This is a genomic window from Bradyrhizobium sp. USDA 4451 (assembly GCF_054822585.1).
In genome coordinates, this window is sequence record NZ_JBTRCH010000001.1 from 6972743 (window position 1) to 6998528 (window position 25786).

Consider the following 25786-nt stretch of genomic DNA (forward strand, 5'->3'; position numbering starts at 1 on the left):
ATGAGCCATTTCGAAATCCTCCTGTCGTTGATCGCCGCGGTTATGGCCGCGTCGATCTCGGCTATCCTGATCAGGGCGACACGGCCGCTGCTGCTGCGTGTCGCACTGGCGAAGCCGAATGCGCGGTCGTCGCACCGCATTCCAACGCCGCAGGGCGCCGGCATCGCGGTCACGGTTGCCACGCTGCTGGCGGGCGGAATCGTCATCGCGCTCGCCGGATCGCCGGACCTGACGATCCCGTTCCTCGTGTTCGCAGCCTGCCTGTTCATCGCCGTGGTGGGCTTTGCCGACGACATCCGCTCCCTGCCGGTCGTGCCGCGGCTGTTGTTGCAGGCCGCCGCCGTCGCGGCCGTGGTGCTGTCGGCACCTGGTGACCTCAGGCTGGTTCCGGCTGTCCCGCTCTGGCTTGAACGCGGCCTGCTGCTGATCGCCGGCCTCTGGTTCGTGAACCTCGTCAACTTCATGGACGGGCTCGATTTGATGACGGCAGCCGAGGCCGTACCAATCACGGTCGCGGTCGCCCTGCTCGGCTGCTTCGGCCAGGTCCCGGCTGCAGCCGCGTTGGTCGCGGCGGCGCTGTGCGGGGCGCTGCTCGGTTTCGCGCCGTTCAACCGGCCGGTCGCGAAGATCTTCCTCGGCGATGTCGGCAGTCTGCCGATCGGCCTGCTGCTCGGCTGGTGCCTGCTCGAGCTCGCCTTGCATCAGCAGTTCGCCGCCGCGCTGCTGCTGCCGTTGTATTATTTGACGGATGCGACGGTCACGCTGTTTCGCCGCATGGCGCGACGCGAACCGTTCTGGGCCGCGCATCGCTCGCACTTCTATCAGCGGGCGACCGACAACGGCTTCACGGTATGGCGCGTCGTCGGCGAGGTCTTCGCGCTCAACCTGGTACTGGCGCTGCTCGCATTCGCTTCGGTCGCCCTCAACTCCCTCGCCGCTGATATCGCGCTGCTGCTGGCCGGCGTGCTCGCCGTCAGCTGGCAGCTGCGGCGGTTCTCGCGACCGCTCTGATCAGGTCAGGTTTCCGTTTTGCGCAGCGCGCGCTTCAGTCCCTCGTCGAGGCTCAGTGGCTGCCGCCAACCGGTGCCCGCGATCTTGGAGAGATCAAGTTCAAGCGAGGCGTACAGGCTGTCATAGGCCTCCTTGCGCCCGCTCATCGTGAGCGACACCTTCAACAGCGGCGGCGGCAGCCAGAACAGGCGCGGCGAGGTTTCTGCCGCGCGGGCAAGGCGCTCAACGAACTCCCGCGTCGAGACCTGCTCGCGATCGGCCACCAGAAACACGTCGTAATCGTTCCCTGGATGAGACAACCGGTGCAGGATGAACGACGCCAGGTTCTCCGCCGACACGAACGCGCGACGATTCTTGACGTAGGCGAGCGGAAGCGGCAAGCGATTGATCACCGCGCGCTTGAGCAAGGCGAAATTTCCCTTGGCACCGGCCCCGTAGATCAACGGCGGCCGGATCACGGTCACCCTCATGCCGCTGCCCGGCGCAATTTCCTTTAAGCCGACTTCGGCAGCGGCCTTCGAGTTTCCATAGAGGCCGCGGGGCGTCAGGACATCGTCCTCGCGAAATGGCGGGCGCCCGTAATTGCTGCGCCCGTGCACCAGGATCGTGCTGACGAAAATGAAATCCCGGACACCCGCCGCGGCCGCGGCACGCGCCAGATGCAGCGTGCCTTCGATATTGACATTGCGGTAAAGCTCGATCGCCTGCTCGTCGGACTGCTGGTGAACGCGGGCCGCAAGATGAACAACGACGTCGACGCCGTCGAGAGCGGCGCGCCAATCGGTGGCTGGACTGAGCGAGCCGATCGCCACGTCGTTGGCGTCTTGCGGCGTGGTTCGCACCGCGCTGCGCACCATCCAGCCATTGCGCGTCAGCGCGGGCACCACATGGCGACCGACAAAGCCGCTGGCACCCGTCACCAGTACCGTCCGCCGACCATCGCTCATGCCGTGCGCTCCACTTCGCGATTGGATAGCAGCTCCGCAACCAGCGCGGCATAGCTCGCCAGCGCCCGCTCCGGACTGAAGGTCCGCGCGGCCGCGACGGCGCGCTCGGCCATCGCAGCGTCCTGCGATCGCGACGCCAGGCGGATGGCGTCGGCGAGTTGATCCGGCCCTGCCCGGCGAGACCACCCAGCCCAGCCGGTTTTCGCTGACCGTCAGCGCCGCCTCGGCCTCGGGCTCGGAGACCAGGATGACGGGCCGGCCGGCCGCAAGCAGGTTGTAGAACCGGCTCGGCACCGACACGCCGGCGACGTCCTTGCGATAGGGAATGAGCCAGACGTCCGCGCTGGACAGCAAGGCATCCAGTTCGCCGTCGGCGACACGCTCGACCAGCGTGACGTTGGCAAGCTGCGCCGCGGCTTGCATCTCTTTCAATCGCGCAAAGCCCATACCCCAGCCCGAGAGCAGGAAATGAATGTCGCTCTCGTGGCGCAACAGCTGCGCTGCGTTAAAGACGATGTCCGGATCGTGGGTGAAGCCCAGATTGCCGGACAGGCCGACCACGAAACGGGCGCCGATCGCCTTGCGAAACGGATTGTCGGGGCTGACGGGACGATTGCCCGGGGCAAGCGTAGCCCAGTTCGGGATGAACCTGATCTTGTCCTGTGTCATGCCGCCATAGCGCAGCAGCAACTTCTCGGCGTCGCGGCCGATCACGATGACGATGTTCAATGCACGGAACATCAGCGCGTTGATCGCGCGCATCGCCCGCGCCACCAGCGAGGCCGGTCGCAGCAGCCCGGCCATCACGAGCACATCGGGAAACAGGTCGTGCAGGATCAGCGCCGACTTCGCGCCCTTCAACCGTGCCGCGGCGGCGACCGCGTAGGGCAGCGCAAACGGGGCGGTCACCGTCAGCGCGACATCGCCGCGCTTGAGCCGCGACAACAGCGCGAAAAAGATTCTGCCGGTGAACAGCGCCTCGGCGAGCGCGCGCTTGACCAGCGCCGCCTTGCCCGGCAGCCAGTTCCTGATCTCGACGACGACAGGTCGTCCGGCCTCCGGTGCGCGCGCCGAGCCTGGCATCCCGGAGACCACCATCACGTCCGTCTCCTGCGCGATCCGTTCGGCGATCGCGGCCATGATCGCGGCGGTCGTGCTGTGGTCCGGCGGATAATGCTGGCTGACGACCACGACTTTTCGAGAATGAGGCATCAATAGCTTTCGAAATAGTCCTGCCCTATCCTCCGCAGGACGGCGCGGTCAGGCGGCATTCGATCCGAACTCGGGCACGGCATCCTGCAGCACGGCGCGGATGGTCACGCGATCGTCTCGCTCGATCGCATCCTCCAGCGCCGCGAGCCACTTGCGCAGCGTCGACATCGGCGGCTGGTTCGGCTTGGCCGCCATCACGCCGGCGACGCCGATCTCGAGCGTCGGCTCCTGGCTCGCGAACAGGATCTCGTTCAGCCGCTCGCCGGGCCGGATGCCACTGAACACGATCTCGACGTCGACGCCCGGTTGCAAGCCCGACAGGCGGATCATCCGCTCCGCGAGATCGACGATCTTCACCGGCTGGCCCATGTTCAGCACATAGACCGAGACGTCGGGCCGCGCCGGCGTCATGGCATGTGTCGCCGCGGTGATCACGAGATCGCAGGCTTCGCGGATCGTCATGAAGTAACGAACCATGTCCGGATGGGTCACCGTGATCGGCCCGCCGGCCTCGATCTGCGCCTTGAATTTCGGCACCACCGATCCGTTGGACGCCAGCACGTTGCCGAACCGCACCGAGATCAACCGCATGTGCGGCTTGCCCTTGGCCTCGGTCATCAGGTCGTGGTCCAGCGCCTGGCAATACATCTCGGCGAAACGCTTGGTCAGGCCGAGCATCGACACCGGCTCGATCGCCTTGTCGGTCGAGATCATTACCATCGCGCTCGCGCCCGCGGCACGCGCTGCGTCGGCCACGTTCACGGACCCGAAGATGTTGGTCTTGACCCCCTCGCTCCAGTCACGCTCCAGGATCGGCACATGCTTGAGCGCCGCGGCATGGAACACGATATCGGGCTTGAACTCGCTCATCAGGCGCGTGATGCGCTCGCGATCCCGGATGTCGGCGATCCGCCCTTCGATCTCGGGCCCGCTGTCGCGCGCAGCCAGCGCCTCGGTCACCGCATAGAGCGCCGGCTCCGAGTTCTCGACCACCAGGAGGCGCGCCGCCCCGAAAGTCGCAACCCGCTCGCAGATTTCCGCGCCGATCGAGCCGCCGCCGCCGGTCACGATGACGGACTTGCCCCTCACCAGCGTCTCGAGTCGCGCGTAGTCGATCTTCTGGCTCGGGCGCAGCAGCAGATCTTCGACCGCGACATTGGTGAGCCGCGGCGCGTCGCCGCCCTCCAGCGACGGCAGCCGGCTGACCATCAGGCCGAGCCGTCTGGCGCGCATCAGCACGCTTTCCGCATGCGCGTCCGGCTCAAAGGCGGAGGGTGTCATGACCACGCGCTTGATCGGCCGCTGGCGGCTCTCGAAATCGCGAATCACGGCCTCGATGTCGTCGACGCCGCCGACCACCGGAATGTTGCGGATCATCTGGCCGCGATCCGCGGCCGACGGCGACAGCACGCCGACCGGCCAGAGCCGCTTGATGGCGCCGTTCTCGATGCCGCGCAGCACGACTTCCGCATCGGCGGTGCGTCCGACCAGCAGCGCCGGCGCGGCGTTGTCGGAGCGGGCGTGCAGGCGCGTGCGCGAGTAACGGAAATAACGATAACCGAGCCGCAGCGCGCTCAGCGCGAACACCTCGAGGAAGAAGAACAGGACGATCGTGATCCGGCCGAGGAACACCGGACTGTGCGAGTTCGCTCCCTTGAAGAAGTAGACGTAGTCCAGCACGACCAGCGCCAGCGTCAGCACCGCGGCGACCCGCAGGATATTCACCGCGTCCGGCAGCGAGGTGAAACGCCATTTCGCGGTGGTCAGATTGGAGAAATAGCTGACGACAACGCTGAACAGCACGAACCAGGGCAGAATGCGCAGCAGATGCGGCAGTCGATCGGTGAGGAGGCTGCCTTCGAAACGCAGGTAGAAGCTCGCCAGCAACGCAAACGTCGTCGCCAGAGCGTCATGCGCCAGGATCAGGAAGTTGCGCAGGGTAAATTGTGAAAGACGCGTCATCTAATGGACGGGTTGCCGGCAACTGGGAATTCGCGATGGGACATTGGCAGGCTGATAGCGTATCTGCAGGGCCCTTGCCAGCGATCACGGACGGATCGGAGGCCCGGGTTCCATATCGGCCCCCGCTCGCCCCTTCAACGCCATGCCGCCGGCAACCCCGACGCCCAGCACATACATCCAGCCTTCGTGAAAGTCGAAGATGTGTGAATTAAACAACGAACTTGAAATATTCTGCACCACGACGAGAAGTCCAATCCAATTGACGAGACCGTCGCCGCGGAACAGCACCAGGTGCAGCAGCCACATCGCGTACAGGATCGCCACACCCACAATGCCCCACTGCACGGCGACGTTCAACGTCTGATTGTGCGGGTTGCCGATCACTTCGCTTGAGGCTTCCCTCACGCCGCCGGTCGCGACGCGCTCGAACAGTCCTCGCGTCGCTCCGGTGCCGTGGCCGATGACCGGGGCCTCGGCGAAGAATCCGAGCGACTTTCGCCAGAATTCGAGCCGCAGACCGAGCGAGGTCGGCTCATTGCGCTCCATGTAGAGCTTGTAGTCGCGCTGGAACGACTCGGCCGTCCAGCGCAGTTGTGGCGATGCGTACCACGCCACCACGGACGCCGCGGCGGCCGCGCACAGGATCAGGACGATGCTGCGCCAGCGCAGATGGAGCGGCGCGAATACCGCGAACATAATCGGAACCGTCACCAACGCCGTCCGCGACACCACCACCATCGCCAAGTTGGCGAACAGGCTGAGCGCGACCGCGATCAACAGCACCGCCGGCCGGATGCGCTTGGCCCGCAGCAGCATCACGATCGGATAGGCCAGCCCGACCGCGCACAGGGTGAATTCCTGGCTCTGGTCGATGTAGTTCTTGACGAAGACGCCCTGCTCGCCCGGAGCCGGCGCCCGCAGCGCGAGATGCGGATAGGCAAGCACCAGCCAGGACATCAGCATCAACAGCGTGCAGGACACGACGAAGGCCGCGAACACCCAGGTGCCGCGGGTCGAGCGCTGGAAATGATAGAGCAGGACCGGAAGCACCAAGAGCTTCGCGGTCGGCCCGACCGCATACAATCGCGCCCCCCAGGCGGCGTCGGACCACAGCGTGCCTGTTAGCGCGAGGCAGAACAGCGCGATCGGCGCCACGCAGATCGGCCGTTGCAGCAGCGCCCAGAACGCCTTCAGGTCGACCGTCGGCGCGATCGCGATCAAGAGCACGACGCCGAAGATGCCGACCAGCGAGGTCGACCACGGCAGCGACAGCGCGATCAGCACCGCGACCACGTCGGTCGTGGCCTGCCAGCGCGCCGGATCGCGCCACGCCGGGCACGCCGCGGCGCCTGCCGGGGATGCCACGCTCGCGCTCACGCCTTGCCCTCGCGGGCGCGGGCCACCAGCGAGGTCGTGCTGTGGCCGGCCAGGATCTCGACCAGCACCACCTCGCCGCCGGCGGCCTCGACGATCTCGTGGCCAACCACCTGCTCGCGGGTATAGTCGCCGCCCTTGACCAGCACGCTCGGCCGCACCTTGGTAATCAGGTCGATCGGCGTGTCCTCCTCGAAAATGGCGACGAGATCGACGGCCTCCAGCGCCGCCAGCACCTCGGCGCGGGCGCGCTCGTTCTGCACCGGACGCCCCTCGCCCTTCAGCCGTTTCACCGAGGCGTCGCTGTTCAGGCCGACGATCAGGCGGTCGCAGGCGCCGCGCGCGGCGGTCAGCACCTTGACGTGTCCGGGATGCAGGATGTCGAAACAGCCATTGGTGAAGCCGATGCGCAGATCCCGCCGGCGCCATTCCGCAAGATGCGCGTCGATGTCACCGCCGGCCGGAACGATCTTCTCCTCGGCCACCAGCGAGGCGTGCGGCAGGATCCTGCGCCGCAGTTCATCGGACTTGACGATCGCTGTGCCGGTCTTGCCGACTGCGACCGCGGCTGCAGCGCTCGCGATCCGCAGCGCGGCTTCCCAATCGGCACCGCCCGCCAGCGCAAGCGCCAGCGCCGCGGCAACGGTATCGCCGGCCCCGGAGACGTCGCGCACCTTGACCGGTAGCGCCGGCACATGGATCGAGCCGCCGTCCCGCGTCACCAGCGTCATGCCGCGCTCGCCCTGCGTCACCAGCATCGCCTCGCAATCGGCGAGATACATCGCGTCGGGCGCAGCCTGCGCGATGCTGTCCTGGCTGTCGGCGCGGCTGCGGGTCGCCTCGGCGAATTCCTTGCGATTCGGCGTCAGCACGGTCGCGCCGCGATAGATCGCCAGATTGGCGCTCTTGGGATCGACGATCACGCGCTTGCCAGCCTGGCGCGCGGCATCGATCACGTTGCGGATCACGCGCGCGGTGAGCACGCCCTTGGCATAGTCGGACAGCAGCACGATATCGGCCTGTGCAAGACGCGGCAGGATGGCGTCGATCAGCTGCTGTTCGATCGCGGGCGCGGCCGGCGCGGCGAGCTCCCAATCGGAGCGCAGCATGTGGGTCGAGAACTGTTCGGAGACGAAGCGCACCTTGCGCGTGGTCGGACGCGCAGTGTCACGCACCAGCACGGTCTCGATCCCGGCCTCCTTCGCCAACGCCTCTGACAGCATTGTGCCGGCGGCATCCTCGCCGATCAGGCCGACGAAGATGCAGCGGCCGCCGAGCGAAGCGATGTTGCGCGCGACGTTGCCGGCGCCGCCGATATTGGTCTCGCTGCGCCGGACCGCGATCACCGGCGCCGGCGCCTCCGGCGAGATCCGCGACACGTCGCCATAGACGAACTCGTCGAGCATGAGATCGCCGACGCAGAGCACGGTCTGGCCCGACATGGCACGCGAGATCGTTTCAAAATCGAACATCAGTCATCCGCTCTAGCGATAGCGATCGGCACGATCGAGAAAGCCTTTCACATAGGCCCCGACCGCGTCTTCTAACCGTGTGAAACCGCCATTGTATCCGGCGCGCGCGAGGCGATCGACGACGCTCTCGGTGAAGTACTGGTAACTGCCGCGAATCTGCTCGGGCATGTCGACATACTGGATGTTCGGCTCTAGGCCGAGCGCGCCATAGGCCGAGACGATCAGGTCCTTGAAGCTGCGCGCCTGGCCGGTGCCGACGTTGAACAGGCCGGAGACCCGCGGCGTCGCGATCAGCCACATCATCACCCGCACGACGTCGTCGACATAGATGAAGTCGCGGCGCTGGTCGCCGTCGGCGATGCCCTCGCGATGCGACTTGAACAGCTGCACGACGCGGCCCGCCCGGATGTCGTCGAAACGGCGCGCCAGCACGCTCATCATCGGGCCCTTGTGATATTCGTTGGGGCCGAACACGTTGAAGAATTTCAGCCCGGCCCATTGTGGCGGCAGCGGTTCGCGCTTCGCCACGCGCTCGGCAACTGCGAGATCGAACAGGTTCTTGCTCCAGCCATAGAGGTTCATCGGCCGCAGCCGCTTGAGCGCGTCGACCGATCCATCGTCGTCAAACCCCTGCTCGCCGTCGCCATAGGTCGCGGCCGAGGAAGCATAGATCAGCGGGGTTGCGGTCGCGGTGCACCAGTCGAGAAGACGTAGCGGTGTCCTGAAATTGGCTTCCATGACCGCATCACCATCGGTCGCCGTGGTCGACGAGATCGCGCCGAGGTGGAGGATGGCATCGAGTTGACGGCCCTGCAGCCAAGCCATTAGCCCGGCTGGCGGCACAAAATCGGCGATCTGGCGCTTGGCCAGGTTCCGCCACTTGCCGTCGTCCCCAAGAATGTCGCAGACCGCGACGTCGCTGCGGCCGGCGTCATTCAACGCGGCTACGAGGTTCGACCCGATAAAACCGGCGCCCCCGGTTACCAGAAACATGATGAAATCCCGCCAGATTCCTTTGCCAGCCGCCAGCTTTGCCCCACTCCCGCGCCACAGGCAACGACGGCTTTACCTCTCATCGCGAACCGGTTACCGACTGGGCCGCGCCCGGTCCGGCTTTGGCCTATTTAGAAATGAATATTGATTCAATATCTGACATCGAAACACAGGACACCGAGGATACCAGACCGATCCTCGTCGTACCCTATGTTTGGATCGGCGATTTCGTGCGCGGCCACACCGTGGTCCGGGTGCTGCGCAAGCGCTGGCCCAACCGGCCGGTCGATCTGCTGACCACCCGCCAATGCGCCCCGCTGGTGGACTACATGCCCGGGGTCCGGGCCGGGATCGTGTCCGACCTGCCGCGCAGCCGGCTTGCCCTCGGCCGGCAGCGCTCGCTCGCCGCCGAACTGCGCAAGCGGAACTACGCCACCGCGCTGGTGCTGCCGCGCACCTGGAAGGCGGCGATCGCGCCGGCGTTGGCGGGGATCCCCGAGCGGGTCGGCTTCTTCGGCGAGGCCCGGTTCGGCCTGATCAACGCGATGCGCTGGGGCGAAAAGCAGCAGCCGCGCTTCATCGACAAGAACGCCATCCTGGCGCTGCCTGACGGCGCCGCCCGCCCGCCGGAATGGCCAGTGCCGCAGCTTCGGGTTCCCACAGACGAGATCGGGCGCTGGCGGCAGGCCAACGGCCTCGGCAGCGGTCCGGCCATCGCGCTCGGCCCCGGCTCGGTCGGCGTCTCGAAGCGCTGGACCTATTATCCCGAAGCCGCGCGGCTGTTCGCCGAGCGCGGCTTCGACGTCTGGGTGGTCGGCGGCCCCGGCGAGAAGGCGATGGCGCAGGAGATCACGGCCAAAGGCGGCCCGCGGGTCCGCGATCTCACCGGCACCGATCTGCGCAACGGCGCGCTGGCGATGGCCGCGGCCAGCGTCGCCATCACCAACGACTCCGGGCTGATGCACATCGCGGCCGCGATCGGCACCCCGACCATGGGCATCTTCGGCCCGACCGATCCCTATCTCTGGAAGCCCCTGAACGGCCTCGCCGCGACGGTACAGCAGACCAAGAGCAAGCTGCCCTGCCAGCCGTGCCAGCGCACGGTCTGCACCATGAACGACCATCGCTGCATGCGCGACATCGCCCCCGAAGAGGTCGTGGAGATCGCGCAGCGCGTGCTGGCTCAGATCAGCGTGCGATAGACCGCCGCGATCGCGTTGGCCTCGGCATCGAGGCTGAACTTATCCACAACTCGTTGCCGCGCCCGCGCGCCCATCGCGGCAGCCGATGCCGGATCGCGCATCAACGGCTCGAGCGCGGCCACCAGCGCGTCGACGTCGCCGGGCGGAATCAGCACGCCGGTCGAGCCATCCTCGACGACGAATTCGGCGGCGCCGGCGCGCGCCGCCACCAGTGCGGCTCCCGCCGACATCGCCTCGATCAGGGTCAGGCCAAAGCCTTCGTTGCGCGAGGTGAAGGCGTAGATCGTCAGCCGCTGATACCAGCGCACGACCTCCTCGATCGGCAATTCACCGGTGATGATGACGCGCGATTGCAGCCCGGCGGCCTCGATCTTCCGCTTCAGCTCGTTGGCAAAGGCCAGTTGCTCCGGCACGACCGCGCCAACAATAACGGCGGTGAAATCGGGATAGCGCGGCAAGAGCCGGCACATCGCCTCGACAAAGACATCGCTGCCCTTCTGCGCGCGCACCCGCCCGAAGCAGCCGATCGCATAGCGCCCGGGCAATCCGCTCTCGGCGAAGGCCGCGGCGCGATCGGCCGGCGGCGCATAGCTCTCGGTGTCGACGCCGTGCATCACCACCGTCGCCTCGCGCTTCAGGTACGAGGCCGACAGCGGGCTGGTGGCGATGATCGCATCCATGTTGCGGATCAGCCAGCGCGTCAGCCAGGTGTGATGGCGCTGCGCGGCTGAGGTGAACAGCAGCTTCAGCGGCCAGCCGAGCGCGCGCAGCACGAGGCCAGCGATCATCTCGTCATTGCGCCGCGCGTGCCAGATCACGGGGAGCGCGCGCCGCCACAGCCGCATCAGATCGGCAAATCCCATCGCGTCGATGCCGTCAGGCCGATGCGAGCCGAGCCAGCCTGCGCGAAACATCCTGGCAAGCTTCGGCGCGACCATGCGGTTGGTCGCGGTGACACCCGAATAGCGTCGGTGCAGATTGGGCACGATGAGCTCGAGCTCGCCGGCTGCTGTGTTCTCGATCGGCACGCAAGTCTCCGTTTCGTGCCAGCTCCTATACGCAACATTAAGCATAGTGGCCAGTTCGGCCGCGGCGAAACCCCCTCTTCACCGCACTCCCGTTAGCATCGTCGGTTAAAGATATCGGGAGAGCTCTCACCATGACCGTGCTCGTGACCGGCGGTGCCGGCTATATCGGAAGTCACATGGTTCATGCGCTGGTCGATGCCGGCGAGAGCGTCGTCGTGATCGACAATCTCTCCACCGGCTTCTCCGCGTTCCTGCCCGAAGCTGTTCCGCTGTTCATCGGCGATGCCGGCGACGAGAACCTGGTCGAGGGCGTGATCGCACAGCACGGCATCGACAGCATCATCCATTTCGCCGGCTCCGTCGTGGTGCCGGACTCGATGCGCGATCCGCTGGGCTATTACCGCAACAACACCATGACGACGCGCAGCCTGCTCAATGCGGCGGTGAAGGGCGGCATCAGTCGCTTCATCTTCTCCTCGACCGCGGCGGTCTACGGCAATCCGGACCAGGTGCCGGTGCCCGAGATCGCGCCGACCCGGCCGCTGTCGCCCTATGGCTCATCGAAATTGATGACCGAGATCATGCTGCACGACGTCGCCTCCGCCCATGGCATGAGCTACGTCGTGCTGCGCTACTTCAACGTCGCCGGTGCTGACCCGAAGGGCCGTGTCGGCCTTTCCACCATCGGCGCCACCCATCTGCTCAAGATCGCGGTCGAGGCCGCGACCGGCCAGCGCGCCAAGATCGACGTGTTCGGCACCGACTATCCGACCCAGGACGGCAGCTGCGTGCGCGACTTCATCCATGTCAGCGACCTGGTCGAGGCGCATCGCTCGGCGTTGTCCTATCTGCGCGGCGGCGGGCAATCGGCCACGATGAATTGCGGCTATGGCCGCGGCTATTCCGTGCTCGAGACCATCGAGGCGGTGCGCCGGGTTTCGATGCGCAATTTCGCGGTCGCCTACGCCGGACGCCGGCCCGGCGACATCATGACCATGGTGGCCGATACGGCGCGGATCCGCTCAGTTCTCGACTGGACCCCGCGGTATGATGATCTCGAGACCATCGCGAGCCACGCGCTGGCCTGGGAGGAGAAGCTGTTCCGGGAGCGCGGCGGCGCCGCGCGACAGGCAGAATCGGCCTAAAAATCAAGCCGTTATCAAGTCGTTATTGGACTTGAAAAAGCCCCGCCAAGCGGGCAAGGAGGACCGCAACCTGACGGCCGGCGCTACCCGCCGTCAATGGAACGCGGATGGCTCAGTTTCCAAAGAAGATTACCGACGATCCCTATGGCGCGGCGATCCTGATTCGCCGCCTGGTCACGGAGCAGGGGATCATCTACTGGCGGCGCTATCTGACGGCGTTCGCCCTGATGGCTGTTGCGGCCGGCGCGACAGCCGGCGCCACCTACGTGCTCGGCCAGGTCATCAACCAGGCCTATGTCGACAAGAACATTCCCGGCATCGCGATGTTCGCCGGGATCACGGTGGTGCTGCTGTTCATCAAGGGCGTGGCGACCTACGGCCACATGGTGATCCTGTCGAAGATCAGCAACGCCATCCTGGCGCGGAACCAGCGGCAATTGTTCGCCAAGCTGATGAGCGAGAGCATCGGCTTCTTCTCGCAGCGGCACTCGTCGGAGTTCCTGGCGCGGCTCACCGCCGGCGCCAAGTCGATCACCGACGTGCTCAACATGCTGGTCAATGCGATCGGCCGCGACTTCCTGATGCTGATCAGCATGGTCGCGGTCATGGTCTGGCAGGACCCGCTGATGTCGTTCATCGGACTCGTCGCGGTGCCGCCGGCGATGCTGGTGCTGCGCAAGCTGGTGAAGCGGATCAAGGGCCTCGCCTATAACCAGTTCACCGGCACCGCCGACATCATGGAGACGATGCAGGAATCGCTGCAGGGCATCCGCACCGTGAAGGCGTTCACGCTGGAAGATGCCATGCAGCAGCGTATCGACGAGAACATCGCGATCGTCGAGCGCAACGCCAACAAGATGGCGCATGTCGCCAACCGCTCCAACCCGCTGATGGAGATGCTCGGCGGCTTCGCGGTCGCCGGCTGTCTGATGTATGGCGGCTACAGCGTGGTGGCGCTCGGTTCGACGCCCGGCCAGTTCTTCACCTTCCTGACCGCCTTCCTGATGGCGACCGAGCCGGCCAAGCGGCTGGCGCGGCTCAATATCGACCTCAACAGCCAGCTGGTCGGCGCGCGGATGCTGCTCGAGGTGGTCGACAGCCCGGCCAGCGAGCAGGCCGACGACGACAAGCCGGCGCTGAAACTGTCCGACGCGCGGATCGAGCTGCGCGATGTCGGCTTCGCCTACCGGCCGAGCGAGCCGGTGCTGAACCACATGAGCTTCACAGCCGAGCCCGGCAAGGTCACCGCATTGGTCGGCCCCTCCGGCGGCGGCAAGTCGACGGTGCTCGCACTGCTGCTGCGCTTCTACGAGACGCGCGAGGGCGAGATCCTGATCGACGGCCAGTCGATCCTGTCGGTCTCGCGCAAGTCGCTGCGCCAGCAGACCGCCTATGTCGGCCAGGACGTCTATCTGTTCCGCGACACCATCCGCGCCAACATCGCCTTCGGCAAGCAGGGCGCCACCGAGGCCGAGATCATCGACGCCGCCAAGGCGGCCTGCGCGCACGACTTCATCATGAGCTTCCCGCTCGGCTACGATACGCCGGTCGGCGAGCACGGCACGCAGCTGTCCGGCGGCCAGCGCCAGCGCATCGCGGTCGCCCGCGCGCTGATCAAGAACGCGCCGATCATCCTGCTCGACGAGGCCACCGCCGCGCTCGACTCGGAATCCGAGAAGCAGGTGCAGGAGGCGATCGAGCATCTCTGCCAGGGCCGCACCACGATCGTGATCGCGCACCGCCTGCACACCATCATGCATGCCGATGCGATCCTGGTGGTCGAGGGGGGCACGATCGTCGAGCGCGGGCGGCATGAGGAGCTGCTGCGCCGCGGCGGCCGCTACGCCTCGTTCTTCCGCCTGCAGCACCATCACGACCCGTCGCCGCTGGCACTGGCGCCGATCAGCGCCACCGGCTGAGGCTCATTGCCTGTCGTCCTTGGCGACAAGGCCTGCGCGCAGCACGCGCAGGACGTTGCCGCCCATCACCTTGCGGATGTCGTCATCGGAGAATCCGCGCGACATCAGCGCCTGGGTGACGGCGACGATCCCGCCGGCATCAAAGCCCGTGGTGGTCGAGCCGTCGAAATCCGAGCCGAGGCCGACATGGTCGATCCCGACCAGGTCGCGGACATGGGCGATCGCCTTAGCGACATTGCTCGGATCGAGCGAGCACACCGCCCCTTGCCAGAAACCGATGCCGACCACACCGCCGGTACGCGCAATGCCCCTGACTTCGTCGTCGGTGAGATTGCGGTTGATCTTGCAGGTCGCCTGAACACCGCCATGGCTTGACACAACCGGTCGTGTTGCCATCGCCAGCACGTCGGCAACCGCCGCATGGCTGGCATGGGCGAGGTCGACGATCATGCCGATCGCCTCCATCCGCTGCACCACCCGGCGGCCGAGCGGCGTCAGGCCGCCCTTGGCGACGCCATGCATCGAGCCCGCGACATCATTGTCGAAGAAATGCGCGAGGCCGGCCATCCTGAAGCCGGCGGCGTAGAGTATGTCGAGATTCTCGATCTTGCCCTCGAGATCATGCAAGCCCTCGATCGACAGCATGCCGCCGACCACCGTCGCGCCGCTGGTGCGGTCGGCAAGCAGGCGATCGATATCGGCCGGTGTCCTGATCACGCGAAGCCGCCCGGCCGACTGCTCGGCGAAACCTTGCAGTTTCTCGGCATGCCACAGCGAGCGCTGCAGCAGCGAGAACCAGGTCCGCGGCGGTTGCAGATCGATGATCGCGAGGTTCGTGATCGTGTCGCTGTCGCCGCCATTGGCGTCGTAGTTCTGGCCCTTCGGCGACTTGGTCACCGACGAGAACACTTGCAGTGCGTAATGCCCCTCGACCAGGCGGGGCAGGTCGATATGGCCGCGGTCGGATCGCGTGAGCAGGTCGCGCTTCCACAACAGGCTATCGGCATGCATGTCCGCCACATCGAGGCTCGCCTGCAGGGCCTGTGCGGCGGGCGCGATGTCCACGGCCACGTGCTGGACCTTGTTCTGCCCGCGGTCGATCCGTTCCGGGGTGATCACAAAGAAACGGACGGCGGCGGCGACCAGGACCGCTGCGACCAGCGCAACGCCGAGGGAAAGCCATTTCCGCATCGGCATCACCGCCGGCCAGCGATGGGCACACCCGGCGGAAAGCTCGCCTCACATCTGCGTCTGGTGCAGCCGCAGCCCCTAGCCCCCAGCGCCGTAACCGCGTAAACACGGCCCGCGCTGCCTCCTTCAACCCTTCGGGACCCGTTCATGAACGCCGCTTCCACCGTCATTCCGCTTCCCCCGCAGCCCTCGCTTCCCGTCGTCGGCGAATCCGGCACCTATCCGGTCCGCCGCATCTGGTGCGTCGGGCGCAACTATCTCGAGCATATCAGGGAGATGGGCAATGACGAGCGCGCGCCGCCGTTCTTCTTCGGCAAGCATGCCGACATGCTGGTGCCTGATGGTGCGACGATCCCCTATCCGCCGCTGACCAAGGACCTGCATCACGAGGTCGAGCTGGTCGTGGCGATGAAGAGCGGCGGGCTGAACATTCCCGCCGACAAGGCGCTCGAGCATGTCTACGGCTATGCGGTCGGCATCGACCTGACCCGCCGCGACCTGCAGATCGCCTCGCGCAAGAAGGAGCGGCCCTGGGAGGTCGGCAAGTCGTTCGACTATTCGGCGCCCTGCTCCGCGATCCAGCCGGCTTCCAAGATCGGTCACCCGACCGCGGGCAAGATCTGGCTCACCGTCAACGGCAAGGAAGCCCAGAAGGGCGACCTCACCGAATTGATCTGGAACGTGCCTGAGATCATCTGGCAGCTGTCGCAGCAGGTGAAGCTCGCCGCCGGCGACCTCATCATGACCGGCACGCCCGCGGGCGTCTCGCAGCTGCAGGTCGGCGACAAGCTCGAATGCGGCGTCGACGGCGTCGGCAAGCTCACTGTGACGATCGGCAAGCCGGAATAGACCCCGGATTCGCCTCATCATCAGGCTGCGGCCCCGAACCTGGTTCGGGGCCGTTTGCTTTTTCAGAATTGCTCATGGCCGGGATGATTGGGGTCGCCCAAATATCCGCCGCCTCCGCTGCCGCCGGCACTGTCGCCACTGTAACCACTTCCGAGGCCCGGCGACGGATCGATCGGCTGGCGATGCGGGCCGCCCGAGCCGCCCGGGGGCAGTTTCGCGCCCACATTCTTCGGCGGCGCCATGGGAAGTCTGCCCGCCTGCGCGGAGTTCAGCGCGGTCACGCCGAACGCGACAACGGCAACGAAGGCAAGAAGCGAATTGCGTGTCATGCGACGTCTCCTTGAACTCGGGCCGGGCACCATGCACCAGCTCCGACGCCGCAGTCGTCACACGATCGCATCAGCCTGGCTGTGAGGCGGGTCACGCTCAATCCCGGCCCCTTCCCGACGCCCTTGTATCGTCCCGGAAACCCCGGACCAAAGGTCCGGGGCTTTGCGCGACGCGTACTCAGCGCATCGTGCCGGGCATGCAGGGCGGTTCGGTGAAGGGCGCGGTTGCGAACGAGCCGACGTTCGGCGCCCGCACGCAATCGGTGGTCTTGCTGCTGACCGCTGTCGTCGCCTGAGCATGGGCGCGCCTCGCCGCAGCATTGCTGCCGGCGGCGGACGCCTGAGCCGAATACGCAGCTGCCGCAACCAGAGCAACCGTCACAAGGGTCAATTTGGTCATTGGGTTTCTCCGCAATGGGTGAAGCCGACCAAGCTCGGCTCCTGTGACTAGGGAGCGTCATCGCCCTATCATTATTTCATCACGTGCGATCACCGAACCGAGAGCGCTTCATCACGCGCATCGAGCGGGAATATCGGAACGACAGAGGCACTCCATTTCATCAGGGCCGCCTGCAAGCGCGGCGATGACGGTATGGAGATTCTCATGAGTAATTGTCGGCGGCTTGGCAGGCAGGTTGGCCTGGCCGCAATCCTGTCTGCGACAATGGCGACAGCTTGCTTCGCACAGGTATCGGTGCAGGAGCCTAGCGCCTACGCATCAAACGAGACGGCGACGCGGCCATGGTCGGCGCCGGTCGGCCATCGCCAGCCGCGCGCCGCCGACATCCCCGCGGCAGCGGCGTCGCAGCAGACCATCGATCAGGAAGACGCGATCGTCGATCGGAAGATCAGAGGCATCTGCCGCGGCTGCTAGCTTCTAATGCTTTGCTGTGGCCTGCGACGCTGCCGACCCGAGATGCGTCTTCTCGTACTCGAGCCACAGCTCGAGCAGCGCCATGAACGCGACTACCGCACCCGCCGCAATGGCAAAATGCATCGCGCGGGTGTGGGTGAAGCCGAGCAGCCAGGGCGAGACGATCAGCCAGCATCCGACGACCAGGTTGATCCATTCCTCCCAGATTGAGAACGCTGCGATCGCCGCCAGCGACATGATCGCGATCGCGGCGCCACTGATCCTGAGATCGATCGCGGCCGTCGGGTTGGCGTGTGCGAACAGCCACGGCGCAGCGAGCAGGAAGATCGCCGCGACGAGGTTGTAGAGATCGAGTGCCGATTCCTTGCGCCATTTCACCATCGTCTTCTCCCTTGCTGTCTCGAACTCACCGCCGGTGCGCGGCTGCGGCATTGATGTCCTTGCCGGTGTAGTCGGTCATCAGCGCGGTCGCGACCAGCGTGATGACGGCGCAGAGCGCGACATAGATCGCGATTGCGGTTGCCGAATGATAGCTGCCGAACAGCCAGGCCGCGATCAGCGGCGCCGGTCCGCCGGCGATGACAGATGCGAGCTGGTAACCGAGCGAGGCGCCGCTGTAACGCAGCCGTCCGGTGAAGCTCTCGGCGATCAGGGCGGCCTGCGGCCCGTACATCATGTCGTGCGGGATCAGCGACAACACGATCGCAAGGAAGATGATCGCCGCCGATCCGGTGTTGAGCATTGCGAAATAGATGAAGCCGAAAATTCCGGTCACGACCGCGCCGATCATGTACATGTTCTTGCGGCCGATCTGGTCGGACAGGTGCCCGAACACCGGGATCGAGACGAACGACAGCACCGAGGCCGAGAGCACGGCGGTCAGCAGGAAGTCGCGCGACACGTGCAGCGTGCCGATGCCGTAGGAAAACACGAAAGCGGTGAAGATATAGAACGGCGCCTGTTCGGCCATCCGCGCGAAGGCGGACAGCAGGATCTCCTTTGGATGATCGCGGATGACGGTCAGCATCGGTGTGCGGTCGAGCTGGCGCTCGGCCAGCAGCTTGCTGAACACGGGCGTTTCCAGAATGCCGAGCCGGATATAGAGACCGACTCCGACCAGAACGATGCTGAGCGCGAACGGAATGCGCCAGCCCCAGGCCAGGAACTGCTCGCCCGACATCTGGCTGAACGCCAGCACGGCAAGGTTGGCGAGGAACAGCCCGCAGGGCACGCCGAACTGCGGCCATGACGCGACCAGGCCGCGGGAGCGATCATTGCGCGCCCACTCCATCGACATCAGCACCGAGCCGCCCCATTCGCCACCGACGCCGACGCCCTGGATGAAGCGCAGCACGGTGAGGATCACCGCGCCCCAGATGCCGATGCTGGAATAGGTCGGCACCAATGCGACCGCAGCGGTCGCAAGGCCCATCAGCAGCAGCGTCGCGATCAGGGTCGACTTGCGGCCGATGCGGTCGCCATAATGCCCGAAGATCGCGGCGCCGATCGGGCGCGCGACGAAGCCGACCGCATAGATCGCGAATGCCTCCAGCGTACCGACCCAGGGGTCGGAATGCGGAAAGAACAGTTTTGCGAACACCAGGCCGGTGACGGTGCTGTAGAGGAAGAAGTCATACCACTCGATCGCGGTCCCGACCGTGGAGGCGATCACCGCACGGCGCAGCTGGAGCTGGTGTTCGGATGGCGTGAGCTGGCTGGCGTCGAGGCCAATTGATGGGCCAAATATTGCCATGGGGGCGTCTCCCTTGGACAAGCCCCCGGATGAATTTTTGACCGTTTGGGTCGTTTGAACGCAAACGATACGGCGGACCGGAAGTTCCAACTGAAGGGAACGCAACGGCTAAAACTTTAGTCGAGCCATTGCCGGATAAGGCGTCGAGGCGAGCATTTGCCGCGCTGCCACAAAGTTTTCCAAATTCGAACCTACGCGAAAAACGGGGTGACGAAGATGGCTCGCATGCGTTCATTCTCGATCGGAGTCTTGCTGCTGGTGCTGTCGGCGACCAGTCCTGCCGCGGGCCAGATCCCGGATCTCAGGACCGGCGGTTCGGTCCCGACATTGGCGCCCCTGGTCCGCCAGATCACCCCGGCCGTCGTCAACATCTCCGTGCACGGCCGGATTCGCGAGGACAACCCGCTCTACCGTGACCCGGTCTTCCGTGAGTTCTTCGACATCCCGAAGCAGATCGAGAAGGAGGTCAACGCCACCGGGTCGGGTGTGATCGTCGACGCGCAGCGCGGCTATGTGCTGACAAACAATCATGTGGTCGAAGGCACCTCGGTCGTCCAGATCACGACCAAGGACGGCCGTCAGTTCTCCGCCAAGGTGGTCGGGCGCGACCCGCCAACCGATGTCGCCGTATTGCGGATTCAGGATCCTGGCGGACTCAAGGCGCTGCCGCTCGGCGATAGCGACGCACTGGAGGTCGGCGACTTCGTACTCGCGATCGGCAATCCGTTCGGCCTCGGCCAGACCGTGACCTCGGGCCTCGTCAGCGCGCTGGGGCGCACCGGGCTAGGCAAGCAGGGCTATGAGGATTTCATCCAGACCGATGCAGCGATCAATCCCGGCAATTCCGGCGGCGCGCTGGTCAATTTGCGCGGCGAGCTGATCGGCATCAACTCGGCGATCATCTCGCCGGCCGGCGGCAATGTCGGAATCGGATTTGCGATCCCGGTCAACATGGCACGGCGCGTGATGGAGCAGATCATCGCCACGGGACGGGTCGAGCGTGGCCGGATTGGAGTTGCGCTGCGGGACCTCCATCCGTCCAGCAACGGGGGCCGCACCGAAGGCGCCGTGATCGCCGAAATCGCGGCGGATTCGCCGGCAGAGCGGGCCGGATTGCGCAAAGGCGACGTCATCACCATGGCCGACGACCGCCCGATCCGCACCGCGGCGCAGCTCCGCAATCTGATCGGCCTCGCCCGCATCGGCCAGGAGGTGAAGTTCACACTGCTGCGCGGCGGTGCCACCGGCAGCGCGGTCGTGAAGGTGGCGCCGCCGCTGGAGCAAAGCGGCACGCTGACCAGCGGGAATCGGCTTCGCTAACGCCTGATGCGAATAGGTTGAGCAGGAGCGGCGTCGAAGGTTCACCGCTCCCTTTGGACACGCGAATTTCTGAGCCGACGCATATCGCGCCAATACGCGACGGATGGCGCTACTCGTCAGCCCGCCACGCTGCGCCGATACGGCACGTAGCGCGGGGTCCAGACCTTGGCCTGGATGCGGGCTTCGACCTGGTCGATCGGAATATCCTTGGCGAGCCCTTCCTTGTGCGCCTGCAACGCCACCGCGAGCGCAACGGTCTGTGAGACTTCGCGCAGCGCGCTGACCGGCGGCAGCAGATTGTGCTTCGGGTTGTTGCGCGCCGGCGAGGCGCTGGCCAATGCCTTGGCGGCCGCCATGAACATCCCGTCGCTGACCCGGCTGGCGCCCACCGCGAGCGCGCCGACGCCAACGCCCGGGAAGATGTAGGAGTTGTTGGTCTGGTCGACCTTGAAGCGCACGCCGTCGCGCATGATCGGCGGGAACGGGCTGCCGACGCCGATCAGCGCCCGCCCCTCGGTCCAGGCTTCGATGTCGGAAGGCGTTGCCTCCTCGCGCGACGTCGGATTGGACAGCGGGAAGATCACCGGCCGCTTGTTGCACTCGGCCATCGCGCGCACGATCGGCTCGGAGAACGCGCCGGCCTGGCCGGAGACGCCGATCAGGACCGTCGGCTTGGCGTTGCGCACGACGTCGAGCAGCGCGATCTTGTCGGGATGGCTGAGCTGCCAGCCGGCGATCGCCTCCTTGTTTTGGACGAACGGCAGCTGGAACGGCGCGAGCCCGCTCATGCCTTCGAGCAGCAGCCCGTCGCGGTCGACCATGAAGAAGCGTTTTGCGGCCTCGCTCTCCGACAGGCCGGCATCAATCATCGCGGCACGGATCAGGCTGGCGATGCCGCAGCCGGCCGAGCCGGCGCCAAGCACGGCGACGCGCTGCTCGGTCAGCGGCACACCGGTGACGTTGATCGCGGAAAGCAAGGCGCCGGTCGCCACCGCCGCGGTGCCCTGGATGTCGTCGTTGAAGGTGAGGAGCCGGTCGCGATAGCGCTCGAGCATGCGCGTCGCGTTATTCTTGGCGAAATCCTCCCACTGCAACAGCACGCGCGGCCAGCGCTTGATCACGGCCGAGACGAATGCCTCGATGAAGTCGTCATATTGCTGGCCGCGGACGCGCTCGTTGCGCCAGCCGATATAAAGCGGATCGGCCAGGCAGTCCGGATTGTCGGTGCCGACATCGAGCATGATCGGCAGCGTCGTCGCCGGATGCAGGCCGCCGCAGCCGGTATAGAGTGCGAGCTTGCCGATCGGGATGCCCATGCCGCCAGCGCCCTGGTCGCCGAGGCCGAGAATCCGCTCGCCGTCGGTGACGACGATCGCCTCGACGTGATCGAAGCGCGGATGAGCGAAAATGCGGTCGATCCGGTGCTGGTGAGGAATGCTGAGGAACAGCCCGCGCGGCTTGCGAAACAGCCGGCTGAATTTTTGGCAGCCCTCGCCGACGGTCGGCGTGTAGACGATCGGCAGCAGCTCTTCCAAGTTGCCGACCAGGAGCGCGTAGAACAGCGTCTCGTTGGTGTCCTGCAATTCACGCAGAAAGGCATAACGCTCGATGTCGGTCTCGTAGCCGCGCAACGCCTCGAGACGGCGCGAGACCTGCTCGTCCAGCGTCAGGATGTTGGGCGGCAGCAGGCCATGCAGGTCGAATGCCTCGCGCTCGGCCTCGGAAAACGCCGTGCCCTTGTTCAACTGCGGGTCGGCGAGCAGCTCGTAGCCGCTCAGCGCGGTGGTGGCGAAATCTGCAGTGGACTCGGACATGAGAAGGCCTTTCGCTACGGAGGTCAGCGGCACTGTAGCACTTCGACGCCAGCGACCGGAACCCGAACCCCGGCTCGCCAGCTCTTGTCAAGCCATGAGGCCGCGCCGGTTGCCTCGCAGCCACTGATGACAGTGCGATGAAGCCGGCACCGATGCCCGGATTGCGTGCGCCGGCTGCGATGCGCCTGTGGATCGTTGCATGGTTGCCAATCACATCATCGCGAGCGCGAGACCGATGGTCGTAGCGGAGAGGCGATCAGGACCGCGAGCAACATGTCGTCCATGTCGAAATCGCAACGCAGGCTTGGCAACTTCCGTTCTGGTTCGACGCCAGCTGCGCCGATACTGTCCGGCAAAACAACAGGTGAGGAAAAACGAATCATGTCGGGAATGCAGTTTGCGACGCCACGTCTGAAATCGATTCAGCGCGTCGCGCTGGCTCTGCTGGTCGTTGCCGGGGTCGTCAACTACATTGATCGCGCGACGCTTGCGGTGGCCAATCCGCTGATCCGCGAGGAACTCGGATTGTCCATTGCGGACATGGGTTATCTGCTTTCGGCGTTCCTCTGGGCCTACGCGTTCTCGCAGCTCCCCACCGGCGCGATGGTCGACCGGCTCGGCCCGCGCCTGCTGCTCACCATGGGCCTCAGCCTGTGGTCGCTGGCGCAGCTCGTCGGCGGGCTGGTGCAGAATTTCGGCCAGTTCTTCGGCGCCCGCGTCCTGCTCGGAATCGGCGAAGCCCCGCAATTTCCGACCGGCGCGCGCGTGGTCCGCGACTGGTTCAATCAGCGTGACCGCGGGCTTGCCACGGGCGTGTTCAATTGCGCATCATCGCTCGGCACCGCGATCGCCGTACCGCTGCTGACCTACCTGATGCTGACCTTCGGCTGGCGCGCGATGTTCGTGATCATGGGCGTTGCCGGCCTTGTCGTCGCCGCCTGCTGGTACCTGCTCTATCGCAATCCCGAGCAGGTCGCGCTCACCGCGCAGGAGAATGCCTATCGGACGCAAGGCGATCCGCCCGGCGGGCGCACCAAGGTCACATTGCGCGACTGGTCGCTTCTGTTCCGCTTCCGCACCACCTGGGGCATGATCTTCGGCTATTTCGGCTGCATCTACCTGACCTGGATCTACACCGCCTGGCTGCCGGGTTATCTCGAGATCGAACGCCATATGAGCGTGAAGTACACGGGATGGGCCGCCGCGGTGCCGTTCGCCTGCGGCGTGGTCGGCGGCGTGCTCGGCGGATACATCGCCGATTTCCTGGTGCGGCACGGCGTCGAGCCGCTGCGGAGCCGGCGCTATCCGGCCGCGATCGCCCTGCTCGGCACAGCCGCGTGCACGGTGGCCGCGGCCTATGTCGAGAGCAACGCGCTGGCGATCGCCTTCATCTCGATCTCGCTGTTCCTGGTCTATGTGACCAGCACCTGCGCCTGGGCTCTGAGCTCGGTCGCGGTCCCGACCAATTGCACCGCCTCGATCGGCTCGGTGCAGAATTTCGGCGGCTATCTCGGCGGCGCGCTGGCGCCGACCGTGACCGGCCTCATCGTGCAGAAGACCGGTTCGTTCGTGCCGGCGCTGGTCGTCGGCGCCCTGATCGGCGTCGTCTCGGCCGGATGCTATCTGTTCATCGTCGACCAGCCGATCACGGCGGCCGACATGGATGCCGCGGCCGACGCCATCGGCTCACTCGGCGTCGGCGCCAATCGGGAACCGTGATTCCGAACGAGGCAGCGGAGAAATCGTAGGGCGGATTGCGCTTCGCTAAACTAATCCGCCCTACCGCATCTTACGCATTCACATCAGCGCGCATTCGACGTCACCGCGGCATGAGGATCGGCGCGTCCACAACATACCTTGGTATGCCGTTCTCATTCGTTGTGATGTCCTGTGCTGACGCGTGTACAGTTGAGCGGTGGCAGGCGATTCTTAAACTCGCGGCTACGTCAACGGATGCGCATGAGTTCCGTGATCGGGATCACTGCTCCGAAGCGTGAGTCGCGAAACGATCGCGACAAGCAAAGTCCACCAGGAACGCGGGTCTTCGAGGAATACTCCGATGATCGTCAACATTCAGAAGCTGAACGGCCTGTGGCACCTCATCGTCGGGTCGTGCAAGATCCGAACCCCGTTCCTGGAGACCCAGGACCGGGAGTGGGTGGTCGCGTACGCTCGACGGGTCTACCCCGGCGCCAAGGTTTTCGAGCGCGACTGACGCTGCTGCACCGCGCAGCTTATCCCGCAGACGAAAGCCCCGGAGCATGCTCCGGGGCTTTTGCTTTCAATGTGGCAACGCCGCGGCGATCAGCGCAGCGCCGACATCACGATCAGGCCGAGGATCAGCGCGGTCGCGGAATATTTGAGCGTGTAATATACGTTCCGATTCCATTCCTTGACCTTGCGGCTGGCGAGATGGATCTCGTAGAGCTTGCCGAACACCTTGTTCAGCGCGCCGACATGCTCACCGTCGACGTTCTGGGTCGCCGACGCCTTGACGATGTTGTGGCTGACCCAGCGGTTGATCCGGGTCATGAAGCCGTACCTCATCGGGCGCTCGACATCGCAGAACAGGATGATGCGGTTGACGTCGGTCTTGTTCTCGGCGCTGTGGATGAAGGTCTCGTCGAACATGAAGGCCTCGCCGTCGCGCCAGACGCATTCGACGCCATCGACGAGAATGCGGCACTCATTCGAGTTCGGCGTGACGAGACCGAGGTGATAACGCAGCGAGCCGGCAAAGGGATCGCGATGCGCCCCGAGCTTGCCGCCGGGCGGCAGCATCGCGAACATCGCGCCGTGCACGTTCGGGATCGAATTCAACAGCTCCACCGTCTGCGGGCACAGCGTGCGTGCCGACGGCAGGAAGTCGTCGTACCATTTCAGGTAGAAGCGCTTCCAGCCGCTCTTGAAGAACGAATAGAACCCCCAGTCGTTGTTCTTGGCGGCGGCGCGGATGAAACCCTCGTCGAACAGCCGCGTGGCCTCGTCGCGGATCGTCTGCCAATTGTCGGAGAGCTTTTTGAGCTCGGGAAACTGCTCGACCGGAATCACCGGCGTGTTGGGCACCGCGGAGCCCGCATACATCAGCACGTTGTAGGGCGCGAGGTAGGTCGAGTGATCGCCGAGCTGGCGGGCGAAGCGGAGCCGCTGCTTGCCGCGGAAGTGGACGTAGAGTGTGGAGGCCACCAGCACGTAAAGAATGACGAGCTGCGGCGCGAAGAGCTGTCTCAACATGATCCGTCTATGATCGCAGCCCGCCGACGCCCTTGATGCGCCGCCCCCTGCAGCCTTCCCCGGTGACGGATGGCTCAGTCAGGGCGGCGAAGCGCGCTGCCGTTCCGCGAAAATCCCCTGTTTCATAGTAACTTGGTACTTCAGCAAGCTCTGGCGC

General features: G+C 65.5%; 22 protein-coding genes. 9 read left to right on the plus strand and 13 right to left on the minus strand.

Features of this window, described 5'->3' with window-relative positions; genetic code table 11:
* A complete protein-coding gene (locus ACVMB0_RS32720) occupies positions 1–1011 on the plus strand; it encodes an MraY family glycosyltransferase (protein ID WP_461348831.1) in 1011 nt (336 codons plus the stop codon).
* A gap of 5 nt (positions 1012–1016) precedes the next feature.
* Here the strand turns inward: ACVMB0_RS32720 and ACVMB0_RS32725 are convergent, their stop codons facing one another.
* The 5 genes from ACVMB0_RS32725 to rfaD all read right to left on the minus strand — a co-directional run bounded on the left by ACVMB0_RS32725 (position 1017) and on the right by rfaD (position 8971).
* The gene (locus ACVMB0_RS32725; protein WP_461348832.1) at positions 1017–3170 is read right to left on the minus strand and encodes an NAD-dependent epimerase/dehydratase family protein; all 2154 of its coding nucleotides are present in this window, start codon (positions 3168–3170) and stop codon (positions 1017–1019) included.
* 48 nt (positions 3171–3218) lie between these two features.
* A complete protein-coding gene (locus ACVMB0_RS32730) occupies positions 3219–5132 on the minus strand; it encodes an SDR family NAD(P)-dependent oxidoreductase (protein WP_461348833.1) in 1914 nt (637 codons plus the stop codon).
* Between the two features lie 84 nt (positions 5133–5216).
* Entirely contained in the window at positions 5217–6497 is a 1281-nt protein-coding gene (locus ACVMB0_RS32735) for an O-antigen ligase family protein (protein WP_461348834.1), read from the minus strand.
* Positions 6498–6505: 8 nt separating this feature from the next.
* Positions 6506–7978, minus strand: a complete 1473-nt coding sequence (rfaE1, locus tag ACVMB0_RS32740) for a D-glycero-beta-D-manno-heptose-7-phosphate kinase (protein WP_461348835.1) — start codon at positions 7976–7978, stop codon at positions 6506–6508.
* A 12-nt stretch (positions 7979–7990) separates the two neighbouring features.
* Positions 7991–8971, minus strand: coding sequence for an ADP-glyceromanno-heptose 6-epimerase (gene rfaD / locus ACVMB0_RS32745; RefSeq protein WP_461348836.1), 981 nt, complete (start codon positions 8969–8971; stop codon positions 7991–7993).
* A gap of 137 nt (positions 8972–9108) precedes the next feature.
* Here rfaD and waaF point away from each other — a divergent pair, with 137 nt between their 5' ends.
* The gene (gene waaF, locus ACVMB0_RS32750; protein ID WP_461348837.1) at positions 9109–10173 is read left to right on the plus strand and encodes a lipopolysaccharide heptosyltransferase II; all 1065 of its coding nucleotides are present in this window, start codon (positions 9109–9111) and stop codon (positions 10171–10173) included.
* Here waaF and ACVMB0_RS32755 read toward each other — a convergent pair.
* The gene (locus tag ACVMB0_RS32755; RefSeq protein WP_461348838.1) at positions 10155–11201 is read right to left on the minus strand and encodes a glycosyltransferase family 4 protein; all 1047 of its coding nucleotides are present in this window, start codon (positions 11199–11201) and stop codon (positions 10155–10157) included. The genes waaF and ACVMB0_RS32755 overlap by 19 nt on opposite strands.
* A gap of 131 nt (positions 11202–11332) precedes the next feature.
* Between ACVMB0_RS32755 and galE the strand changes: the two genes are divergently transcribed.
* Both galE and ACVMB0_RS32765 read left to right on the plus strand, forming a co-directional pair.
* On the plus strand, positions 11333–12346 hold the full coding sequence (galE, locus tag ACVMB0_RS32760) for a UDP-glucose 4-epimerase GalE (protein WP_456753759.1): 1014 nt from the start codon (positions 11333–11335) through the stop codon (positions 12344–12346).
* A gap of 107 nt (positions 12347–12453) precedes the next feature.
* Entirely contained in the window at positions 12454–14265 is a 1812-nt protein-coding gene (locus ACVMB0_RS32765; protein ID WP_461348839.1) for an ABC transporter ATP-binding protein, read from the plus strand.
* A 3-nt stretch (positions 14266–14268) separates the two neighbouring features.
* Here the strand turns inward: ACVMB0_RS32765 and ACVMB0_RS32770 are convergent, their stop codons facing one another.
* Positions 14269–15456, minus strand: a complete 1188-nt coding sequence (locus tag ACVMB0_RS32770) for a dipeptidase (RefSeq protein ID WP_461348840.1) — start codon at positions 15454–15456, stop codon at positions 14269–14271.
* A gap of 147 nt (positions 15457–15603) precedes the next feature.
* Between ACVMB0_RS32770 and ACVMB0_RS32775 the strand changes: the two genes are divergently transcribed.
* Positions 15604–16305: a fumarylacetoacetate hydrolase family protein gene (locus ACVMB0_RS32775; protein ID WP_456753756.1), complete on the plus strand. Its 702-nt coding sequence runs from the start codon at positions 15604–15606 to the stop codon at positions 16303–16305.
* A 62-nt stretch (positions 16306–16367) separates the two neighbouring features.
* Here ACVMB0_RS32775 and ACVMB0_RS32780 read toward each other — a convergent pair whose 3' ends face one another.
* Together ACVMB0_RS32780 and ACVMB0_RS32785 are read right to left on the minus strand one after the other, a co-directional pair.
* A complete protein-coding gene (locus ACVMB0_RS32780; RefSeq protein WP_456753755.1) occupies positions 16368–16634 on the minus strand; it encodes a hypothetical protein in 267 nt (88 codons plus the stop codon).
* A gap of 178 nt (positions 16635–16812) precedes the next feature.
* Complete coding sequence (locus ACVMB0_RS32785) at positions 16813–17034, minus strand: hypothetical protein (protein WP_461348841.1); 222 nt, start codon at positions 17032–17034, stop codon at positions 16813–16815.
* Positions 17035–17238: 204 nt separating this feature from the next.
* On the opposite strand from ACVMB0_RS32785, the gene ACVMB0_RS32790 reads away from it, so the two are divergent.
* Positions 17239–17508: a hypothetical protein gene (locus ACVMB0_RS32790; RefSeq protein WP_456797844.1), complete on the plus strand. Its 270-nt coding sequence runs from the start codon at positions 17239–17241 to the stop codon at positions 17506–17508.
* A 3-nt stretch (positions 17509–17511) separates the two neighbouring features.
* Here the strand turns inward: ACVMB0_RS32790 and ACVMB0_RS32795 are convergent, their stop codons facing one another.
* On the minus strand, positions 17512–17940 hold the full coding sequence (locus ACVMB0_RS32795; RefSeq protein ID WP_456753752.1) for an SPW repeat protein: 429 nt from the start codon (positions 17938–17940) through the stop codon (positions 17512–17514).
* Positions 17915–19261 carry an MFS transporter gene (locus tag ACVMB0_RS32800; protein ID WP_456753751.1) on the minus strand — a complete coding sequence of 449 codons (1347 nt, stop codon included), beginning with the start codon at positions 19259–19261 and terminating at the stop codon, positions 17915–17917. The genes ACVMB0_RS32795 and ACVMB0_RS32800 overlap by 26 nt, the downstream gene beginning before the upstream one ends.
* Before the next feature lie 216 nt (positions 19262–19477).
* On the opposite strand from ACVMB0_RS32800, the gene ACVMB0_RS32805 reads away from it, so the two are divergent.
* Entirely contained in the window at positions 19478–20581 is a 1104-nt protein-coding gene (locus tag ACVMB0_RS32805; RefSeq protein ID WP_461348842.1) for a trypsin-like peptidase domain-containing protein, read from the plus strand.
* A 116-nt stretch (positions 20582–20697) separates the two neighbouring features.
* Here ACVMB0_RS32805 and ACVMB0_RS32810 read toward each other — a convergent pair whose 3' ends face one another.
* Entirely contained in the window at positions 20698–22395 is a 1698-nt protein-coding gene (locus ACVMB0_RS32810; RefSeq protein WP_461348843.1) for an NAD-dependent malic enzyme, read from the minus strand.
* Positions 22396–22776: 381 nt separating this feature from the next.
* Between ACVMB0_RS32810 and ACVMB0_RS32815 the strand changes: the two genes are divergently transcribed.
* Complete coding sequence (locus tag ACVMB0_RS32815; RefSeq protein ID WP_461348844.1) at positions 22777–24114, plus strand: MFS transporter; 1338 nt, start codon at positions 22777–22779, stop codon at positions 24112–24114.
* A 340-nt stretch (positions 24115–24454) separates the two neighbouring features.
* Positions 24455–24610 carry a hypothetical protein gene (locus ACVMB0_RS32820; RefSeq protein ID WP_170991618.1) on the plus strand — a complete coding sequence of 52 codons (156 nt, stop codon included), beginning with the start codon at positions 24455–24457 and terminating at the stop codon, positions 24608–24610.
* Between the two features lie 89 nt (positions 24611–24699).
* Here ACVMB0_RS32820 and ACVMB0_RS32825 read toward each other — a convergent pair whose 3' ends face one another.
* Positions 24700–25629 (minus strand): aspartyl/asparaginyl beta-hydroxylase domain-containing protein, encoded by a 930-nt coding sequence (locus tag ACVMB0_RS32825; RefSeq protein WP_461348845.1) that lies wholly within the window; start codon positions 25627–25629, stop codon positions 24700–24702.
* Positions 25630–25786: the final 157 nt, after the last annotated feature.

Bases quoted from the DNA above. Each gene is read 5' to 3' on its own strand.
- ACVMB0_RS32720 (WP_461348831.1), top strand. From the start codon at position 1: ATGAGCCATTTCGAAATCCTCCTGTCGTTGATCGCCGCGGTTATGGCC.
- ACVMB0_RS32725 (WP_461348832.1), bottom strand. From the start codon at position 3,170: ATGCCTCATTCTCGAAAAGTCGTGGTCGTCAGCCAGCATTATCCGCCG.
- ACVMB0_RS32730 (WP_461348833.1), bottom strand. From the start codon at position 5,132: ATGACGCGTCTTTCACAATTTACCCTGCGCAACTTCCTGATCCTGGCG.
- rfaE1 (WP_461348835.1), bottom strand. From the start codon at position 7,978: ATGTTCGATTTTGAAACGATCTCGCGTGCCATGTCGGGCCAGACCGTG.
- rfaD (WP_461348836.1), bottom strand. From the start codon at position 8,971: ATGTTTCTGGTAACCGGGGGCGCCGGTTTTATCGGGTCGAACCTCGTA.
- waaF (WP_461348837.1), top strand. From the start codon at position 9,109: ATGAATATTGATTCAATATCTGACATCGAAACACAGGACACCGAGGAT.
- galE (WP_456753759.1), top strand. From the start codon at position 11,333: ATGACCGTGCTCGTGACCGGCGGTGCCGGCTATATCGGAAGTCACATG.
- ACVMB0_RS32765 (WP_461348839.1), top strand. From the start codon at position 12,454: ATGGCTCAGTTTCCAAAGAAGATTACCGACGATCCCTATGGCGCGGCG.
- ACVMB0_RS32770 (WP_461348840.1), bottom strand. From the start codon at position 15,456: ATGCGGAAATGGCTTTCCCTCGGCGTTGCGCTGGTCGCAGCGGTCCTG.
- ACVMB0_RS32775 (WP_456753756.1), top strand. From the start codon at position 15,604: ATGAACGCCGCTTCCACCGTCATTCCGCTTCCCCCGCAGCCCTCGCTT.
- ACVMB0_RS32780 (WP_456753755.1), bottom strand. From the start codon at position 16,634: ATGACACGCAATTCGCTTCTTGCCTTCGTTGCCGTTGTCGCGTTCGGC.
- ACVMB0_RS32785 (WP_461348841.1), bottom strand. From the start codon at position 17,034: ATGACCAAATTGACCCTTGTGACGGTTGCTCTGGTTGCGGCAGCTGCG.
- ACVMB0_RS32790 (WP_456797844.1), top strand. From the start codon at position 17,239: ATGAGTAATTGTCGGCGGCTTGGCAGGCAGGTTGGCCTGGCCGCAATC.
- ACVMB0_RS32795 (WP_456753752.1), bottom strand. From the start codon at position 17,940: ATGCCGCAGCCGCGCACCGGCGGTGAGTTCGAGACAGCAAGGGAGAAG.
- ACVMB0_RS32800 (WP_456753751.1), bottom strand. From the start codon at position 19,261: ATGGCAATATTTGGCCCATCAATTGGCCTCGACGCCAGCCAGCTCACG.
- ACVMB0_RS32805 (WP_461348842.1), top strand. From the start codon at position 19,478: ATGGCTCGCATGCGTTCATTCTCGATCGGAGTCTTGCTGCTGGTGCTG.
- ACVMB0_RS32810 (WP_461348843.1), bottom strand. From the start codon at position 22,395: ATGTCCGAGTCCACTGCAGATTTCGCCACCACCGCGCTGAGCGGCTAC.
- ACVMB0_RS32815 (WP_461348844.1), top strand. From the start codon at position 22,777: ATGTCGGGAATGCAGTTTGCGACGCCACGTCTGAAATCGATTCAGCGC.
- ACVMB0_RS32820 (WP_170991618.1), top strand. From the start codon at position 24,455: ATGATCGTCAACATTCAGAAGCTGAACGGCCTGTGGCACCTCATCGTC.
- ACVMB0_RS32825 (WP_461348845.1), bottom strand. From the start codon at position 25,629: ATGTTGAGACAGCTCTTCGCGCCGCAGCTCGTCATTCTTTACGTGCTG.